The 15,371-nt window shown below is 62.2% G+C and carries 17 protein-coding genes; 4 read left to right on the top strand and 13 right to left on the bottom strand.

Annotation, left to right across the window (positions count from 1 at the left end):
- Positions 1–84 precede the first annotated feature (84 nt).
- The 5 genes from ACEE43_RS10480 to ACEE43_RS10460 form a co-directional block, all read right to left on the bottom strand.
- Positions 85–900, bottom strand: coding sequence for a sugar phosphate isomerase/epimerase family protein (locus ACEE43_RS10480; protein ID WP_449107591.1), 816 nt, complete (start codon positions 898–900; stop codon positions 85–87).
- 2 nt (positions 901–902) lie between these two features.
- Entirely contained in the window at positions 903–1,889 is a 987-nt protein-coding gene (locus tag ACEE43_RS10475) for a Ppx/GppA phosphatase family protein (RefSeq protein WP_449107590.1), read from the bottom strand.
- Between the two features lie 74 nt (positions 1,890–1,963).
- Positions 1,964–4,789 (bottom strand): type I DNA topoisomerase, encoded by a 2,826-nt coding sequence (topA, locus tag ACEE43_RS10470; protein ID WP_449107589.1) that lies wholly within the window; start codon positions 4,787–4,789, stop codon positions 1,964–1,966.
- Positions 4,790–4,927: 138 nt separating this feature from the next.
- The gene (locus tag ACEE43_RS10465; protein WP_449107588.1) at positions 4,928–5,347 is read right to left on the bottom strand and encodes a pyridoxamine 5'-phosphate oxidase family protein; all 420 of its coding nucleotides are present in this window, start codon (positions 5,345–5,347) and stop codon (positions 4,928–4,930) included.
- Positions 5,348–5,356: 9 nt separating this feature from the next.
- Positions 5,357–6,997, bottom strand: coding sequence for a DUF7059 domain-containing protein (locus ACEE43_RS10460; RefSeq protein ID WP_449107587.1), 1,641 nt, complete (start codon positions 6,995–6,997; stop codon positions 5,357–5,359).
- A gap of 40 nt (positions 6,998–7,037) precedes the next feature.
- Here ACEE43_RS10460 and ACEE43_RS10455 point away from each other — a divergent pair, with 40 nt between their 5' ends.
- Genes ACEE43_RS10455 through ACEE43_RS10445 form a run of 3 tightly spaced genes read left to right on the top strand, consistent with a single transcriptional unit; the run spans position 7,038 to position 7,980 of the window.
- Positions 7,038–7,355, top strand: a complete 318-nt coding sequence (locus ACEE43_RS10455; RefSeq protein ID WP_237194928.1) for a thiamine-binding protein — start codon at positions 7,038–7,040, stop codon at positions 7,353–7,355.
- Complete coding sequence (locus ACEE43_RS10450) at positions 7,355–7,795, top strand: pyrimidine dimer DNA glycosylase/endonuclease V (RefSeq protein WP_449107586.1); 441 nt, start codon at positions 7,355–7,357, stop codon at positions 7,793–7,795. Before ACEE43_RS10455 ends, ACEE43_RS10450 begins: the two co-directional genes overlap by 1 nt.
- Positions 7,796–7,839: 44 nt before the next feature.
- A complete protein-coding gene (locus tag ACEE43_RS10445) occupies positions 7,840–7,980 on the top strand; it encodes a hypothetical protein (RefSeq protein WP_237199616.1) in 141 nt (46 codons plus the stop codon).
- Between the two features lie 123 nt (positions 7,981–8,103).
- Here ACEE43_RS10445 and ACEE43_RS10440 read toward each other — a convergent pair whose 3' ends face one another.
- From ACEE43_RS10440 to ACEE43_RS10430, 3 genes are read right to left on the bottom strand one after another with little or no spacing between them, the layout of a single operon-like run.
- Positions 8,104–8,637: a GyrI-like domain-containing protein gene (locus ACEE43_RS10440; protein ID WP_237204699.1), complete on the bottom strand. Its 534-nt coding sequence runs from the start codon at positions 8,635–8,637 to the stop codon at positions 8,104–8,106.
- The gene (trhO, locus tag ACEE43_RS10435; RefSeq protein WP_185174169.1) at positions 8,634–9,518 is read right to left on the bottom strand and encodes an oxygen-dependent tRNA uridine(34) hydroxylase TrhO; all 885 of its coding nucleotides are present in this window, start codon (positions 9,516–9,518) and stop codon (positions 8,634–8,636) included. Before trhO ends, ACEE43_RS10440 begins: the two co-directional genes overlap by 4 nt.
- Before the next feature lie 49 nt (positions 9,519–9,567).
- The gene (locus tag ACEE43_RS10430) at positions 9,568–10,008 is read right to left on the bottom strand and encodes a pyridoxamine 5'-phosphate oxidase family protein (RefSeq protein WP_237185039.1); all 441 of its coding nucleotides are present in this window, start codon (positions 10,006–10,008) and stop codon (positions 9,568–9,570) included.
- 178 nt (positions 10,009–10,186) lie between these two features.
- On the opposite strand from ACEE43_RS10430, the gene ACEE43_RS10425 reads away from it, so the two are divergent.
- The gene (locus tag ACEE43_RS10425) at positions 10,187–12,760 is read left to right on the top strand and encodes a DEAD/DEAH box helicase (protein ID WP_449107622.1); all 2,574 of its coding nucleotides are present in this window, start codon (positions 10,187–10,189) and stop codon (positions 12,758–12,760) included.
- Between the two features lie 30 nt (positions 12,761–12,790).
- On the opposite strand, the gene ACEE43_RS10420 is transcribed toward ACEE43_RS10425, so the two are convergent.
- The 5 genes from ACEE43_RS10420 to ACEE43_RS10400 all read right to left on the bottom strand — a co-directional run bounded on the left by ACEE43_RS10420 (position 12,791) and on the right by ACEE43_RS10400 (position 15,346).
- On the bottom strand, positions 12,791–13,165 hold the full coding sequence (locus ACEE43_RS10420) for an Rv3654c family TadE-like protein (RefSeq protein WP_449107585.1): 375 nt from the start codon (positions 13,163–13,165) through the stop codon (positions 12,791–12,793).
- Positions 13,162–13,542 carry a TadE family type IV pilus minor pilin gene (locus ACEE43_RS10415; protein ID WP_237206130.1) on the bottom strand — a complete coding sequence of 127 codons (381 nt, stop codon included), beginning with the start codon at positions 13,540–13,542 and terminating at the stop codon, positions 13,162–13,164. Before ACEE43_RS10415 ends, ACEE43_RS10420 begins: the two co-directional genes overlap by 4 nt.
- A gap of 114 nt (positions 13,543–13,656) precedes the next feature.
- Complete coding sequence (locus ACEE43_RS10410) at positions 13,657–13,869, bottom strand: DUF4244 domain-containing protein (protein ID WP_237194936.1); 213 nt, start codon at positions 13,867–13,869, stop codon at positions 13,657–13,659.
- A 332-nt stretch (positions 13,870–14,201) separates the two neighbouring features.
- Positions 14,202–14,675, bottom strand: coding sequence for a type II secretion system F family protein (locus ACEE43_RS10405; RefSeq protein ID WP_283490365.1), 474 nt, complete (start codon positions 14,673–14,675; stop codon positions 14,202–14,204).
- A complete protein-coding gene (locus ACEE43_RS10400) occupies positions 14,675–15,346 on the bottom strand; it encodes a type II secretion system F family protein (RefSeq protein ID WP_449122315.1) in 672 nt (223 codons plus the stop codon). Before ACEE43_RS10400 ends, ACEE43_RS10405 begins: the two co-directional genes overlap by 1 nt.
- Between the last annotated feature and the right edge of the window lie 25 nt (positions 15,347–15,371).

The raw sequence follows: 15,371 nt of genomic DNA, 5'->3' as shown, positions 1-15,371 counted from the left end.
CAGCAGCTTCGCTACGAGCCTGGGCCGCGAATTCTCCTGATACGCACCGAGATTGTTTCCTCACAGGCTCCCCAATCTCAGCACTTATCGAGCTAGGTGGGTACGGGCGAACTGCAGGGTCTCGTAGAGCATATCGTCGCGGGCCCCTGCGCCCTTTGCCTTACGGGTTGACACTTCAGCGCAGACAACGCCGTCGAAATCACTGGCTGCGATGTACTGCAGGGTCTCGGCGACGGGCTGGGTGCCGTGGCCGGGTACCAGGTGTTCGTCCATGACCTTATCACCGGATCCGTCGGTCAAATGCACGTGCCCCAGACGGGAGCCGATGCGTTTGACGGCTTCGAGGGAGTCGTCCCCGGCTGCGGCTGCGTGGGAGAAGTCCCAGGTCATCCAGTCGTAGTCGAAGCGGGAGGGGTCCCAGTGGGGGGCGTACATCTCTACCGCGTGGCCTTTGACTGACCAGGGGTACATGTTCTCTACCGCGATTTTGACATTTTCCAGTTCAGATATTTCTCGCACGCCCGCCACGAAGTTCTTGGCGTAGAGCTTCTGCCAGCGGAAGGGCGGGTGGGCGACGATGACGTCCGCCCCTACAGCCTTGGTCATTTTGGCCGCCATCTGCATCTTGTTCCAGGCCCGGCCCCAGACCTGCTGGGTTAGGAGCAGGGTGGGGGCGTGAATAGCGGAGATGGGAATCTGGTATTTCTGGATTAGGTCGAGCAGGTCGTGGGGCTCTTGGGAGAGGGCCGAGTGGGTGATCATGACTTCCACGCTGTCGTAGCCCAGGTCTACGGCGGTTGAGAAGGTTTCGGGTACGCCGAGCGGGAAGAGGCAGGAGGTAGAAAGTGCCACCGGCACGGGTTTGCGGGCGGACGGGCTCTTGGGTGCGTCGGTGCTCATGGCTAGTCCTGCACGAATTCAGCGAGGGAGCGGGGGTCGATCATGGCTTCGGGCCCCTGCTGGGAGAGGTAGTTCATGCGTCGTAGTACCAGGCCCTCGCGCAGGGCCCAGGGGGAAACGCGCATGCGGTCTACGCCGAAGACGGCCATGGCGGTTTCTGCCGCGATAGCCCCGGCTAGCATCTGTTCAGCGCGGACGTCTGAGACTCCGGGCAGGCCGGCGCGTTCTTCGGGAGGCATAGCTTCCAGGCGGCGGGTCCAGAGTTTGAGGTCTTCGAGTGACATTTCGCGCTTGACGAAGGAGCCTGCCGAGTAGGGGGCTGCCCCGCAGATACGGGCGAGGGAGCGGAAGGTTTTGGAGGTGCCCACGACCATGTGGGGCTGCCCGTAGGCCAGCAGGGTCTCGGCAACGGGTTCGAGGGTTTCGCGCACGTACTTGCGGAGTTTTTTGATTTCCTTGGGGGACGGCACGGGGGCGCTGAACCAGTCGCCGGTCAGGCGGGTGGCACCCAGCGGCACGGAGATTGCGTCGTCGGGGTAGGCGTCCATGCCGGTGGAGAACTCGAAGGATCCGCCACCGATGTCGAAGTTGAGAATACGGCCGGCGCCCCAGCCCTGCCAGTGGCGCACGGCGTGGTAGGTAATGGCGGCTTCCTGGTCGCCGGTGATTTCGGTGAGGTTGACGCCGGTCTGGTTCTGCACGTGCTGCAGCACCTCGGGGCCGTTCTTGGATTCGCGAATGGCGCTGGTGGCAAAGGCTAAGAGGTCTTCCGCCCCGTGCTCAATCGCGTAGAGCACTGCGGACTTCACGAAGGCGGTGAGGCGGTCGCGGCCCTCGTCGGTGATGTTGCCGTCCGCGTCGATGTAGCGGACGAGCTGTAGGGGCTCCTTATGGGCTGCGGTGTAGGCTTCGGGGCGGGAGCCTAGCTGCCCCTCAATCAGAAGCAGGTGGCCGGTATTTGAGCCAATATCGAGCACGCCTAGACGCATGGGTCCCCCTTGAGTGGTGACAAAAAGTTTTCCTGCCTACCAGTGTACAAGGACGGGACCCATGCGATAACCGGCTACTCGCCCGCTTTCTGAGCGGTGCTCTTCTTGGTCGTAGTCTTCTTGGCTGTGGTTTTTTTAGCCGTGGTTTTCTTGGCCGCCGGCTTCTTGGCGGCGGTCTTGCGCTTAACCGGGCCCTTAGCTCGTTTCTCAGCGAGCAGCTCAACCGCGCGGGTGTGGGTCAGGGACTCGATGGTTTCGCTGCGGGGCACCGTAATGTTGGTGACGCCGTCGGTGATGTAGGGGCCGAAGCGGCCGTCCTTCACCACAATCTTCTTTTCAGAGACCGGGTCTACGCCGAGCTCAGCGAGCGGGGGCTTGGCGGCGCCGCGTCCGCGCTGCTTGGGTTGGGAGTAGATCTCCAGGGCCTGCTCCAGGGTGATAGAGAAAATCTGGTCCTCGGTCTCCAGAGAGCGGGAGTCGGTGCCCTTCTTCAGGTAGGGGCCGAAACGACCGTTCTGGGCGGTGATTTCGGTACCCTCAGCGTCGGTACCGACCACGCGAGGCAGAGCCATAATCTTGAGGGCGTCGTCCAGGGTGACGGTCGCCAGATCCATGGACTTGAAGAGGGAGCCGGTGCGGGGCTTCTCAGCCTTGGGCTTCTTCTTGGGCTTGGGCTTACCGTTCTTGTAGTACTCGGTGGGCTGGGCCTCCATCCAGGCGGCAATTTCTTCCTCGGTCATCTCGGGGATGACCTCGGTGACGTAGGGGCCGAAGCGGCCGTCACGGGCCACGATGGTGCGTCCGGTTTCTGGGTCTACGCCGAGTTCACGGCCGTCGTTCTTACCGGCTTCCAGCAGTTCAGCGACCTTCTCTTCGGTCAGCTCATCGGGTGCCAGATCAGCCGGTACATTGGCGCGGATGGGGTCCTTGATTTCGCCGGTTTCGGTGTCAATCTCGCCGCCGGTCTCAAGGTAGGGGCCGAACTTGCCCACGCGCAGGTTGACCCCGGGGGCGACCTCTACAGAGTTGATTGCGCGGGCGTCGATGTCGCCCAGGTTATCAACGATAGGCTTGAGACCGCGCTTGTCTCCCCCACCGAAGTAGAAGTGAGACAGCCACTCGGGGCGGGCCTCTTCACCGCGGGCAATGCGGTCAAGGTCTTCTTCCATTTCGGCGGTGAACTCGTAGTCCACGTACTTGGCGAAGTGCTCTTCGAGCAGGCGGACGACCGAGAAAGCGGTCCAGGAGGGCACCAGGGAGCCGGAGCGGTTATTGACGTAGCCGCGGTCCATGATGGTCGAGATAACGGCTGCATAGGTTGAGGGGCGGCCAATACCGAGCTCGTCCATAGCCTTGACCAGGGATGCCTCGGTGTAGCGGGGCGGGGGTGAGGTTTCGTGGCGGGCAGCTTCGATGTCGCTGCCGCGCAGGGTGTTACCCTCTGCCAGGTTGGGTAGGCGCTTGTCGTCCTTACCGTCCTTGGTCTCGCCCTTACCTTCTTCTCCGCGCTTGACGTCCTGGCCTTCCTCGTAGGCAGCCAGGAAGCCGCGGAAGGTGATGACGGTACCGGAGGCTGCGAATTCAGCATCCCGGCCGTCGGCGGCGGTTGCCGCAAGGCGGACGGAGGCGGTGGAGCCCTTGGCGTCAGCCATCTGGGAGGCGACGGTGCGCTTCCAAATCAGCTCGTAGAGGCGGAATTCGTCGATGCTCAGCGCATTCTTGACCTCGGCGGGGGTACGGAAGGAGTCCCCCGCAGGGCGGATCGCTTCGTGGGCTTCCTGGGCGTTCTTGGACTTGGAGGTGTAGACGCGCGGGGAGGCGGGCACAAAGTCAGCGCCGTACAGCTCAGCTGCCTGCTTGCGGGCAGCCTGGGTCGCCTGGTCAGACAGAGCAACCGAGTCGGTTCGCATGTAGGTGATGTAACCGTTCTCGTAGAGGCGCTGGGCCACCTGCATGGTGGAGCGGGATGAGAAGCGGAGCTTACGGGCGGCCTCCTGCTGCAGGGTTGAGGTGGTGAAGGGAGCAGCGGGGCGGCGGGTGTAAGGCTTAGTGTCGACCGAGCGGACGGCGAAAGCGGCGGACGCCAGCGCGCTAGCCAGGGAGCTGGCTGCGGCTTCGTCCAGGTGGGCGACCTTGCCGCGGGCGCTGGTCTTGAGGGTGCCGTCGTCGGCAAAATCCTTGCCGGTAGCCACGCGGGCACCATCAACAGCGGAGAGCTTGGCGGTGAAAGATTCGGAGGCGGAGGTGGTGAAGGTACCGGTGAGGTCCCAGTAGGTGGCTGAGCGGAAGGCCATGCGTTCGCGCTCACGCTCTACGACCAGGCGGGTTGCCACAGACTGCACGCGCCCGGCTGAAAGGCCGCGGGAGACCTTGCGCCAGAGCACCGGTGAGAGCTCGTAACCGTAGATACGGTCGAGCACACGGCGGGTTTCCTGGGCGTCCACCAGGTTGTTATCAATGTCGCGCAGTTCGTTGAAGCCACGCTGGATCGCTTCTTTGGTGATTTCGGGGAAGGTCAGACGGTAGACGGGCACCTTGGGCTTGAGCACCTGCAGCAGGTGCCAGGCAATGGCTTCACCTTCGCGGTCACCATCGGTTGCCAGGTAGAGGGCATCGGACTCTTTGAGCAGGCGCTTGAGCTCGGTGACCTTCTTCTTTTTATCGGGGTTGACCACGTAGTAAGGTTCAAAGCCCTCGTCAACGTTGACAGCGAACTTGCCGACGGGGCTCTTTTTGAGCTCATCGGGCAGCTCTGAAGGCTGGGGAAGGTCGCGGATATGCCCCATGGAGGATTCAACGATGAAGGCATCGCCCAGGTACCCGCTGATGGTTTTTACCTTCGAGGGGGATTCCACGATCAGCAGTGACTTGCCGTGCTCGGTGGTTGCCTGAGTGGGCACAGAGGGCTCCTTGGGGTTGGTTTTACGCGTGTATGCATAACAATAGCCGACTTACCGCGCTTCGTGTCTACTTAGACCGGTGTGACCTTTGAGAGCTGAGAGCGGGGCGGGCGTCAAAGACCCGCCCCGCCGCGAGGTTTAGAGCTCGTCGGTGGGCTCTGCCCCGATTTCGAACTCGCGCCCGCTGACGCTTACCGGCTCTACCTCAACCCAGTTGGTCTTGTAGGTTGGTGAGTAGGTGCGCAGGCCCAGGGCTTCGACCGCGTCGAGGTCGGTTTCGCTGGTGAGCCAGTGGGCGTTGCCGTGCACGACAACGGAGCGGGCTGTACCGTCGATGACCTCGTCAATTTCGAAGGCGGCTTTGCGGCTGATGACGACTTCTGAGAGCTTCTGGCCGGCTGCGGTGCGGAAGTAGATTTTTTTCTCGTGCACCACAAAGTTGACGGGGTAGATATCTACCTCCCCGCCAACAGCCAGGGCCAGGCGGCCGAACTCGTGGGCGGCAAGCAGCTCCCAGCAGCGGTCTTCAGACAGGGTTTTAATAGGATTCTCTACCATGGCCCCAGTCTAGTCTCCCTGGTCAATCCGCAAAAAGCCCTTTTCGAGCAGTTCGCGCATGTTACTGATTAATACTTGTCTGGGTTCTTCGGTCTCCCAGCCTAGGAGGGCAGCCAGGGCACCCACGATTTGCCCGGCGGTCAGGTCACCGTCGCAGGCCGAGACAAAGCCGGAAGTCTCAGTGGTTTCTAGGATGGTGCGGCGCAGGCCTGCCCCCGCCCGCAGCAGAATAACCGAGGGGTGCTCGGAGCCGGGGGTGGAGTGGCGTTCTTCGGTGACGTCGCCCGCTACCACCAGGTGCTTCTCTAGCAGCTCGGCATCGCTCAAGGCGGTGACCTGATCAAAGTGCTCCACCGCCTCGGTGATGAAGGGGGCGATGGGCTGCTGGATGGGGTAGGTGATTTCTTCGAAGCGGTGCAGGCGTTCCCCTGCGGACGCCGGGTTCGGCTTACGCAGCCAAATCATGCCAAACCCGATGGAGCCAACGCCGCGGGAGGCGAAGTCGCGCAGGTAGGCGGTGTAGGCGGCTTCAAAGTGGGCGGGATCGCGGTTTTCGCTGGCGTCGCGCAGCCAGGTTTCGGCGTACTGTTCTGGTTCAAGTACCTCGCGCTGGATGAACCAGGCTTCGGTCTCATCCCCCACCCAGGCGCGGGGGCGGTCTGCCCAGTCGACGGGGCCGTCCTGCCCGTCAACGGGGATTTCCCAGTTACCCAGCATCTGGGCGCGCCCACCGGGGGCGAGCACGGTGGGTAGCTGCTGCACCAGAGTTGAGACGATACCGTCCCCTGCCATGCCGCCGTCGCGGTAGGTGAACTGGTCTTCGGGGGTTTCATGGTCGCTGCGCGGGGTGATAACAAAGGGCGGGTTAGAGACCACCAGGTCAAAGGTTTCACCGGCGACCGGCTCCAGCAGGGAACCTAAGCGCAGGCTCACGCGCTCTTCGAGGTTGGTCGCGTCAAGGTTCAAAGCGGACGCGTTGAGCAGCAGGTTGAAGCGGGTAAAGGCCAGGGCGCGCTCAGAAATATCGGTAGCGGTCACGTGACGGGTGTGGGCCAGCAGGTGGAAGACCTGGATGCCGCAGCCGGTGCCCAGATCGAGGGCCCGGTCTACGGGGGTTCGCTCGGTGAGCTGGGCCAGGGTAAGGGAGGCATGGCCGATACCCAGCACGTGGTCCTTCCGCAGGACGCCGGGGCGCTGGTGGGCGCCCAAGTCGCTGGCTACAAAGAGTTCGGTTCCATCGTCGGCGGCGTGCGGCCGCAGGTCTACGGCGGCCTGTACCAGGCCGTCCTCGGTGGGCTCCGCCAGCCCCAGATCCAGCAGCAGGTCCAGGCTACCTGCCCCCAGGGCGTCCTCAAGGTCCCCACCGGGCAGGGCGGTGCCAAAGAGGAAGAAGCGCACCAGCTGGGCCAGGTTCCGCTGGGCGGTGGTAAAGGTTTCTGATGTGGCCTCCTGCCCCAGAATCTGGCGCACCCGGTAGAGGCCGGGCACCACCTGGTCGCGGGTCATGGCCTCAAAAGCGCGGGCCCCCAGCAGCTCCTCGATACCGTCGTAGGTGTAGTTGAGCTCGGTCAGGGCAGCGTGCAGGCGGGTGAGGGCGGCAGTATCGGCGCTGACGGGGGCACCGGGAACACGAGAAAAATCAGAAGTCATCACGCTCTCTATTTAACCGTATGAGCGGTACGGTAGAGACATGTTATTTGCTTTCTCAGTAGCTCCCACCGGCGGTGGCGACCCCTCCGGGTCCGTCCACGAGGCCGTTGCAGAAGCCGTCCAGATTGTCCGCGACTCAGGTCTCCCCCACCGCACCGACGCCATGTTCACCACCATCGAAGGTGACTGGGACGAGTGCATGGCCGTCATCAAAGCCGCCACCGAAGCTGTTGGCAAGTACGGCAACCGGGTCTCCCTGGTACTCAAGGCCGATATTCGCCCAGGTCACGATTCAGGCGAACTCACCGGCAAACTCGACCGCCTCGAAGAAGCCATCGCCCGCAGAGCTGAAGGCTAATGCGTATCTGGTCTGTGCACCCCTCTCTGCTCGATGCCAAAGGGCTAGTGGCCTGCTGGCGTGAGACCCTGCTTGCCCAGAAAGTGCTCCAGGGGCTCACCCAGGGCTACACCAACCACCCCCAGCTGAACCATTTCAAAGCCTCTAGTGACCCCCTGGCCTACATCTGCACCTACCTGCACGGGCTGGCTGATGAGGCTGATAGACGGGGCTATAACTTCAACCGCAGTTTGCTGGTGCTCCCCGCTCAACCTGAGTTGTCACCGCTACCGGTTACCGACGGCCAGCTAGACTACGAAATCTCATTTTTGGCAGAAAAAGTAAAAGCCCGTTCCCCGCAGTGGTATGACCAGCGTTTTTCCACGTCACCCACTAAAGTCACCCACCCACTCTTCACCGTCGTACCCGGCCCCATCGAAAACTGGGAAAAGGTTAAATAGTAATCAAGGTGATTTTTTCTAGAGGTCTGGGTTATATTTACCTTATGGCAAATGCAGAAAAAATTGCCGAACTGGAAAAGTCCATCGCTGACTGGAAGGAAAAGGCCGCTAACGGTGGCCCCGACTTCATCGCAGAGATTATCGAGAAGCTTGAGGCCGAACTGGCCGTAGAGCAGAACTCCTAAAGATTTTTCCCTTCGGTATTACCACACCAGTTCAACCGTTATCCAGGGGCGCGCAAGCGCGCACATACTTTAGAGAGAAATACCTCCCGCATATCGCACTGCGGGAGGTATTTTATTGTTTCTTTAAGCGGCCTGCGGGCTCGTTACAGCCTGCCAGAGATACATACGGTAGTTCTCGTCGGTGATTTCACCGGGCCCGTACACTTCTAGGCAGACGCCGGTAGGCTCCAGCCCCTTCGAGGGGATAAAGGTGCTGGCCAGGTGGTTGAAGCCCGCCTTGATATGGGCAGGGGGGACGCCCGGGGTAATAGCCCCCTGTACCAGGACGGTAGCGTACATAGCAGCCGGTACCATCACGCCGGTCAGCCCCAGGGCTGCAACGTCCTTAATGCCGCCGGGCACAATGAAACCCGCCGTGTAGGTAAAACCGGTATCGTCGGCGTCCGGCATGACGACGCCCACCTTCTGCAGCTTTTCTACCGCAGCCAGGCGCTGGGCGGCCAGGGCGCCCCCTCCCGATTCAAGCGTGCTGTAGAGGCGCTCCCACCAGGAACCGAAGTCGCTCTCTTCGGTCGCGGGGTCGGTGACGCCGGCGACCATGAAGGTACCGTACTCAATCAGAGCTGTCTCGTAAGCCGGGGTTTTCTGCTCACTCATACTGACGCTGCTGCAGCCTCGCGCTCGGCCTCTGCTTTGGCCTGGCAGTCGGGGCACAGGAGCACCAGGTCACGCACCCCGTCCACATCGAGGTTGACGAAGGTGTTGGCCTTAGCGCCGCAGTGTTCGCACTCGCCGATTGTGACGGTGTCGGGTGAGAAGTTCATGTGCTGGCGCTTGTCAAAGATGTAGAGTGAGCCCTCCCAGAGGCCGGAGTCGCCGTACTTTTCGCCGTAGCGCACGATGCCACCGTCAATCTGGTAAATCTCTTTGAAGCCGCGGTTCTTCATCAGGGCCGAAAGAATTTCGCAGCGGATACCGCCGGTGCAGTAGGTGATAACGGGCTTGTCTTTAAGGTCATCGTACTTGCCCGATTCGATCTCTTGAATGAAATCGTGGGTGGTGCGTACATCGGGCACAATAGCGTTCTTGAACTTGCCGATTTTTGCTTCGAAGGCATTGCGGCCGTCGAAGAAGACGACCTCGTCGCCGCGTTCTTCAACCAGCTTGTTCACTTCTTCGGGCTTCAGGTGCACGCCGCCGCCCACCACACCGTTTTCATCGACGATGAGTTCATCGGGGGTACCGAAGGCGACAATCTCGTCGCGGGCCTTTACCGAGAGGCGGGGGAAGTCGCTAGCGCTACCGTCGGACCACTTGAGTTCGAGCTTTTCGAAGCCCGGGTACTGGCGGGTAGTCTTACCGTACTGTTTCAGGGCGTTGATGTCACCGCCCAGGGTACCGTTGATGCCATGCTTAGAGATCAGGATGCGGCCGGTCAGGCCCAGCTTCTCACAGAGGGCACGCTGCCACAGCATCACGGCCTTGGGGTCGGTGACAGGGGCAAAGCAGTAGTAGAGGATAATTTTTTCTTGAGACACACCCCTATTTTAGACCTTATGCCCCTCGGTGGGGCGGCGACTGGCGCTTCTAGCCCAGGCGGAAGCGGCGCCCGGTCATTTTCTGCGGGGTCAGCTCCACAAACTCCAGCTTCTCGGTATCGAGCCAGGGCTCAAGGTTGAGCTTGCCAACGTAGTCAATGTCGCGGGTTTCAGTCAGCAGGCGGGCTGTGGCAAAGACATTGACCGAGTAGGCGTGACTGCCCTCTGCCCTGTCGAACTGCACGGTTACTTTCTCGTTCATCAAAAGCTGGGTGAGCTTGCTACCTGAGGCGGTGCGGAAGAAAATGCGAACCCCGTCGGTCACAATATTGAGCGGGGTGATGTGCACGTAGCCGTCCTCGCCTACCGTACCCAGACGGGCAAACCGGGTGCCCTCAATCAGCTCCCAAATCTGCTCTTCGGTGAGGACCGTGACCACAGGCTCCTGCTCGGTGGTCTTCTTACCCTGAATGTTCATTGGAATACTCATAGAACCCATTATCCCACCCCTTATAGTGCAGGTCACAGATAACGGGGGTAGAAAGAGCAAATATTTACGCGCGCTCTCGCGGTGCCATAATAGACGGGTGCCTACCGATGCCCTTCCCTCGTGCTCACACCCAGCCGGAGCCCCGTCCACTCGCGCTCCCCAGCCCGGTGAGTTGGCCGTGGTGCTCGACCAGCTGGGGCTGGCGTCCTTACCTGAGCAGGTCACCCATGTGCGTACCCTGCCTGCCCGGCGCGCTGAAACTGCCCCCTGGCCTTCCTGGGCCCACCCGCGGGTGGTTGAGGCCTACCAGAACCTAGGGGTCGCCGATCCCTATCTACACCAGGTGCAGGCGGCAACGGCCGCGCACGACTCCCCCGGCAACCGGCACGTCATTCTGGCAACGGGAACCGCCTCGGGTAAGTCCCTGGCCTACCAGCTACCCGCCCTTGACGCTATCTACCGGGGCGAATTCGAGACCCAGGCTAGCGGCTTTGATTCAGGACGGGCAACGGCCCTCTACCTCTCCCCCACCAAGGCCCTGGCGGCAGACCAGCTGGCCTCCCTACGCAACCTAGGACTTCCCGGGCTCGTTGCTGAGAGCTACGACGGCGATACCCCGCAGGCCGACCGCCGCTTTATTCGCGAGCGCGCCAACTTCATTCTGGCTAACCCGGATATGCTGCACCACGCCATCTTGCCCAACCATGCCCGGTGGGCTGGTTTTTTGCGCAAGCTCAAGTATGTGATTGTGGATGAGGCCCACGGCTACCGGGGCGTCTTTGGGGCCCATGTTTCTCTGCTGATGAGGCGCTTGCGACGGGTATGCCGCTACTACGGTGCTACCCCGGTGTTTATTGGGGCATCTGCTACCAGTGCGGAGCCTGCTGAGTCTTTTGCCCGGCTGATTGGGTCGCGGCCCACCGCGGTTACTGCGGTAACTGAGAGCACCGCCCCGCGCGGTGCTACCCACGTGCTCTTGTGGGAGCCGGAGTTTACCGATGCGGCTGCGGTCAATGACAAGCTTTCTGCCCACGCCAACGGGGTGAGCGTCCGCCCCGGCGCCCAGGGCAGTGGGGCGGGTGAGAACGGGGCGCCGGTGCGTAAGTCGGTCATTACCCAGAGCGCTGAGATGCTCACTGACCTGGTGGTGAATCGTACCCGCACCATCTCTTTCATCAAGTCCCGTCGCGGGGCTGAAGCTATCGCGCAGACCGCTGGCCGCTATCTCGATGAGGTTGAGCCCGGTCTTTCTGCCCGTATCGCAGCCTACCGGGCAGGCTACCTGCCCGAGGAGCGGCGGGCCCTTGAGGCCAGCCTGCGCCGGGGGGAGATTCTGGGCGTAGCCTCGACCAACGCCCTAGAGCTGGGTATTGATATTGCGGGGCTGGATGCCGTGCTGGTGGGCGGCTGGCCGGGCACGCGGGCGTCCTTCTACCAGCAGATAGGACGAGCGGGCAGGGCAGGACAGGACGCTTTTGCCGTCCTGATTGCCAGCGAAGACCCCCTCGATACCTACCTGGTGCACCACCCCGAAGATATCTTTGACCGGCCGGTTGAAAAAACCGTTTTCGACCCTGAGAACCCCTATGTGCTTAGCCCGCACCTGTGTGCTGCGGCAGCTGAGATTCCCCTGCGCCGGGAGGAGCTCATGGTCTTTGGGCGCACCACCGAGGCGCTGTTGGGCCGCCTGGTGGAGCAGGGCTACCTGCGGCAGCGGGCTACCGGCTGGTTCTGGACCCACCCCGAGTCTGCCAGTAACTTTGTGAACCTGCGCGGGGGTGGTTCTCCCCTGCAGATTATTGACTGCGAAACGGGTGCCGTGATTGGCAGTATGGACGACGGCCACGCCCACTCCCAGGGCCACCCCGGCGCTATTTACACTCACCAGGGCAAGACCTATGTGGTGGAAGATCTTGATGAGGACAACAAGGTTATTGCGGTCTCGGCAGTGAGCCCCGATTATTACACCCAGTCCCGTGATATCACCGAAGTGACCGTACTGGGTGCTGAGGAAACGCGGCAGCAGGGGCAGGTGTCGTTGAACTACGGCAGGGTGCGGGTTCGTTCCCAGGTGGTGGGCTACCAGCGGAAGTCCCTGGTGGGCCAGCAGGTTCTGGGTGATGAGCCACTTGACCTTGCCCCGCAGGAGTTGCAGACCAGGGCTATCTGGTGGGCTATGCCCGCTACCCTGTTGCACGCTGCGGGTATTCATGAGAGGGATATCCCCGGTGCCCTGCATGCCGCTGAGCACGCCGCTATCGGTCTGCTCCCCCTGGTAGCTACCTGCGACCGGTGGGATATCGGTGGTTTATCGACCGCCTTTCATATCGATACCGAACAGCCCACGATTTTCGTCTACGACGGCCACCCTGGCGGGGCTGGCTTCGCCGAGCGGGGCTTTGAGCAGGTGGGCCACTGGTTGCGGGCCACTCTCGATACGATTTTGGCCTGCGAGTGCGAGCTGGGCTGCCCCTCGTGTGTGCAGTCCCCCAAGTGCGGTAACCGGAACGAGCCCCTACACAAGGCGGGTGCCGCCCGGCTTTTAGCTGCCCTGCTCGTTGAGGCCGATGAACTCACCGATGAAGAGCGCAGAAAACTGCTCAAGCCTTTAGGCCCGGCGGCTGAAAGCCCGGTAGCTGGGGAAACAGGAGCCGGGAGTTACGCGGTGGGACACCGGGTAGAGGGGAAACCTACCCCGGTGAGTGTAGCTGAGTCTTTGACCGGCTTCGCCGCTACCGACGACCCCTTCTAGCCTTGCTATAGCGAGCGGGGCTGGCCTCGGTTATGAGGAATCAGGTGGCCCAGCCCGGGATATGCCCTCAGCGGGACCAAGGAAAGCGAAGGGGCCGGTGATATCAACGAGGGTGCGGACGTCCACCGTCCCGCCCAACCCGGCGGGCTGGCCGCAGCCACCCAACCGGGCCCCGTTGGACTGGGCAACGCGCTCGGCGACCGCACAGGGTTCTCCGGGGGCAAGGCCGCGGGCTACGTCCGCTGCGGCAAGAGCCGCTAGATCCGCTGCTGCCGCTGCCCGGTGCTGCGCGGTAATGACCCCAATGAGCCCGGCACAGGTAGCCCCGAGAATAAGAAGAGCGCAGACCAGGCCCACCGTGGCAACGGTGCTGCTTCCTCGTTCCCACTCAACTTCGCGATTCATGGGTCAGCGCTCCCGGTGGTGGCGCTGTATTCGGTGAGGGCCCGTGCATCGGCGGTAAGCGTCCAGCCGCTGACCTTTCCCACAACTCCCGGAGCCTGCCTGCTCACCGTTACGACCGTCATGTCGTCATCATGAACCAGGGTGACGGTAGCTGCGGGGTCTATCTCCTGCACGATGCGGGTTACGGTCTCGGCTGTTTCCCCGCGGGCTGCTGCCCGGGCTCCCAGGCGAGCGCCCTCTTCCAGCTTGAGCTGCACGATACCGGTTGCAGCAGCTCCCAGCACCAGGGCCAGAACAAACACAAGAGCTGGGAGTATCACCGCAAACTCGGCAGTGCTTGACCCTCTCTCATCTTCTGGTGCAGCTAGGGTCTGCACGGTATCACCACCTTAATCTTGGGCTGAGGATTCCAGGGTTTTCAGGTATCGATGACGGATTTTCTTGTCTCTGTGCCCGGGCGGTTTAGCCCGGGTACAGAGACAGAAGGCGGTCTACGCACCGGTTGAGAGAGCTGTTTGCACCAGCCCCAGCAACATCTGGCGGACTTCTTCAGATTTGAGAATGACCACGAGCAGACCCGCAAAGCCTACGGCCGCCAGCATGACGATTCCGTATTCGGCGGTCGTAGCGCCCGCTTCGGGGTCATCGAGACCGGCCTGAAAGACCTGGCCTTCTACAGGTGATGTGGGGTGGGTGTTCGACACGGTTTCCTCCTTGATATGGTGCTCCTCGGCAGCCTTGCCGAGGCGCTGTGTTCTTTCGGGTGAACTCGGGCGAAGACGGGGTAAGGGGCGGGTTGAGGTAGTGAGAAAGACGCCGGGGCCTTCACCCGAGGTATCTGTAGCTTTCCAGTTGCCTGAGATGGCGTAAAGAGTAGTGTTACCTGTGGATAAGGGCAGCGGGCCTGCTCTCCTGTCTTTTCAGGGAGCAAAGCTCCCAGCACCTTCTTCAGCGGTGTAGCCATGACACCTTTATGACGCCTCAGCACCCTCCACTGGGTACCTGTGGACAACCTGTCCGTACCGCCTGCCCGCTTCTAAAAAAGCGCCGGAAACAGGGCAATGAGAACGGGCACCACTCCCAGGCAGATAAAGGACGGCAGCGAGCAAGCTCCCAGCGGCACCACCAGTTTGACGCTCAGCCGGGCAGCTGCCTTCTCGTAGGCCCGTTGCCGGTGGCGGCGCTGCCGCTGGGCCAGAACCCTCACCAGCTGGGCGCTCGGTGCACCCGTGCTCAGCGTCAGCCCCAGCGCCTCATACAGGCCTACGAGCCCCGGGGCAACCGGTTGCTCCCAGGCGTCCGCCCAGCTCTGCCCCTGATAGAGACGCTCCACCACAGCGGTCAGTTCTGCCTCGTATCTTCCCTCTTCAAGCTGGCCCAGCTGGTGCAGCACCGCAGGGATTGAAAGCCCTGCCGCGAGCATGGTGGCCGCCATATCCAGGTAGAGGGCAGCATCTAGTTCAGGAGCGGACGCCCGGGGCTGCTTCCCCGCTCTCGGTAAAGCCAGCATCACTGCCCCTCTTCCGCGCGACGAATCAGGCGGGCCGTCCAGCGGTTGCCGCACCAGGCCAGCGCCAGCCCCAGACCCCCAACAAGAGCCCCGGGAACTGAGCCTAGAAGCACCCCTAATGGATCCGTACCCATCAGGATTCCCAGCCCCAGCCCCACAAAAGGCAGCCAGGAAAGGATTCGACCGGTAGCCCGCGGCCCGCTCAAAGCCGTCTCCCGCTGCTGGCGAAGGTCAATTTCCGTCTCCAGGTAGCGGGCTAGACGCTCAAACACCTGGGCTAGTGAGGCGCCCGTCCGCTCCCCCACCTGCCAGCAGGCTGCCACCCTAGCGGCTCCCTGCCTCACACTCTCGCGCAGCTCAGCCTGCCCGGCAGCCTGCAGATACACACCGGCTAGGGGCAGGCCCTTCTGGGCTTGGGCGCTCGCGGTCTCAAAAAGCTGGGCCATCTGGGCCCGGGCACCTTCGAGGCCCTGCTGCTGACGCGCGGACGGCCGCAGCTTTCCCACAACTGCGAGCAGGCTGGATTTCTGCTCGGTGCGCTCTTCGCGTTCTAGGCCCACCAGATAGGCCGCCACGTGGGTACATGCCTGCGCCGGTGAGCACCCCGCGCGTAGCAGGGCGGCAAGACGCCAGATGGCATCGGGCCATAGCTCCAGCTCTTCTAAGCCCACAGATTCGCTGCGAACCCCAAGACTT

It is taken from the genome of Rothia sp. 11254D007BW, from assembly GCF_053548195.1.
The sequence above is the reverse complement of the archived record's forward strand: the minus strand, read 5'-3'. Positions and strand labels throughout refer to the sequence as shown.

Excerpts from the sequence above, each read along its gene's own strand:
- ACEE43_RS10480 (WP_449107591.1), bottom strand. The coding sequence starts at position 900 with ATGAGCACCGACGCACCCAAGAGCCCGTCCGCCCGCAAACCCGTGCCG.
- ACEE43_RS10475 (WP_449107590.1), bottom strand. The coding sequence starts at position 1,889 with ATGCGTCTAGGCGTGCTCGATATTGGCTCAAATACCGGCCACCTGCTT.
- ACEE43_RS10465 (WP_449107588.1), bottom strand. The coding sequence starts at position 5,347 with ATGGTAGAGAATCCTATTAAAACCCTGTCTGAAGACCGCTGCTGGGAG.
- ACEE43_RS10460 (WP_449107587.1), bottom strand. The coding sequence starts at position 6,997 with ATGACTTCTGATTTTTCTCGTGTTCCCGGTGCCCCCGTCAGCGCCGAT.
- ACEE43_RS10455 (WP_237194928.1), top strand. The coding sequence starts at position 7,038 with ATGTTATTTGCTTTCTCAGTAGCTCCCACCGGCGGTGGCGACCCCTCC.
- ACEE43_RS10450 (WP_449107586.1), top strand. The coding sequence starts at position 7,355 with ATGCGTATCTGGTCTGTGCACCCCTCTCTGCTCGATGCCAAAGGGCTA.
- ACEE43_RS10445 (WP_237199616.1), top strand. The coding sequence starts at position 7,840 with ATGGCAAATGCAGAAAAAATTGCCGAACTGGAAAAGTCCATCGCTGAC.
- ACEE43_RS10440 (WP_237204699.1), bottom strand. The coding sequence starts at position 8,637 with ATGAGTGAGCAGAAAACCCCGGCTTACGAGACAGCTCTGATTGAGTAC.
- ACEE43_RS10430 (WP_237185039.1), bottom strand. The coding sequence starts at position 10,008 with ATGAGTATTCCAATGAACATTCAGGGTAAGAAGACCACCGAGCAGGAG.
- ACEE43_RS10420 (WP_449107585.1), bottom strand. The coding sequence starts at position 13,165 with ATGAATCGCGAAGTTGAGTGGGAACGAGGAAGCAGCACCGTTGCCACG.
- ACEE43_RS10405 (WP_283490365.1), bottom strand. The coding sequence starts at position 14,675 with ATGCTGGCTTTACCGAGAGCGGGGAAGCAGCCCCGGGCGTCCGCTCCT.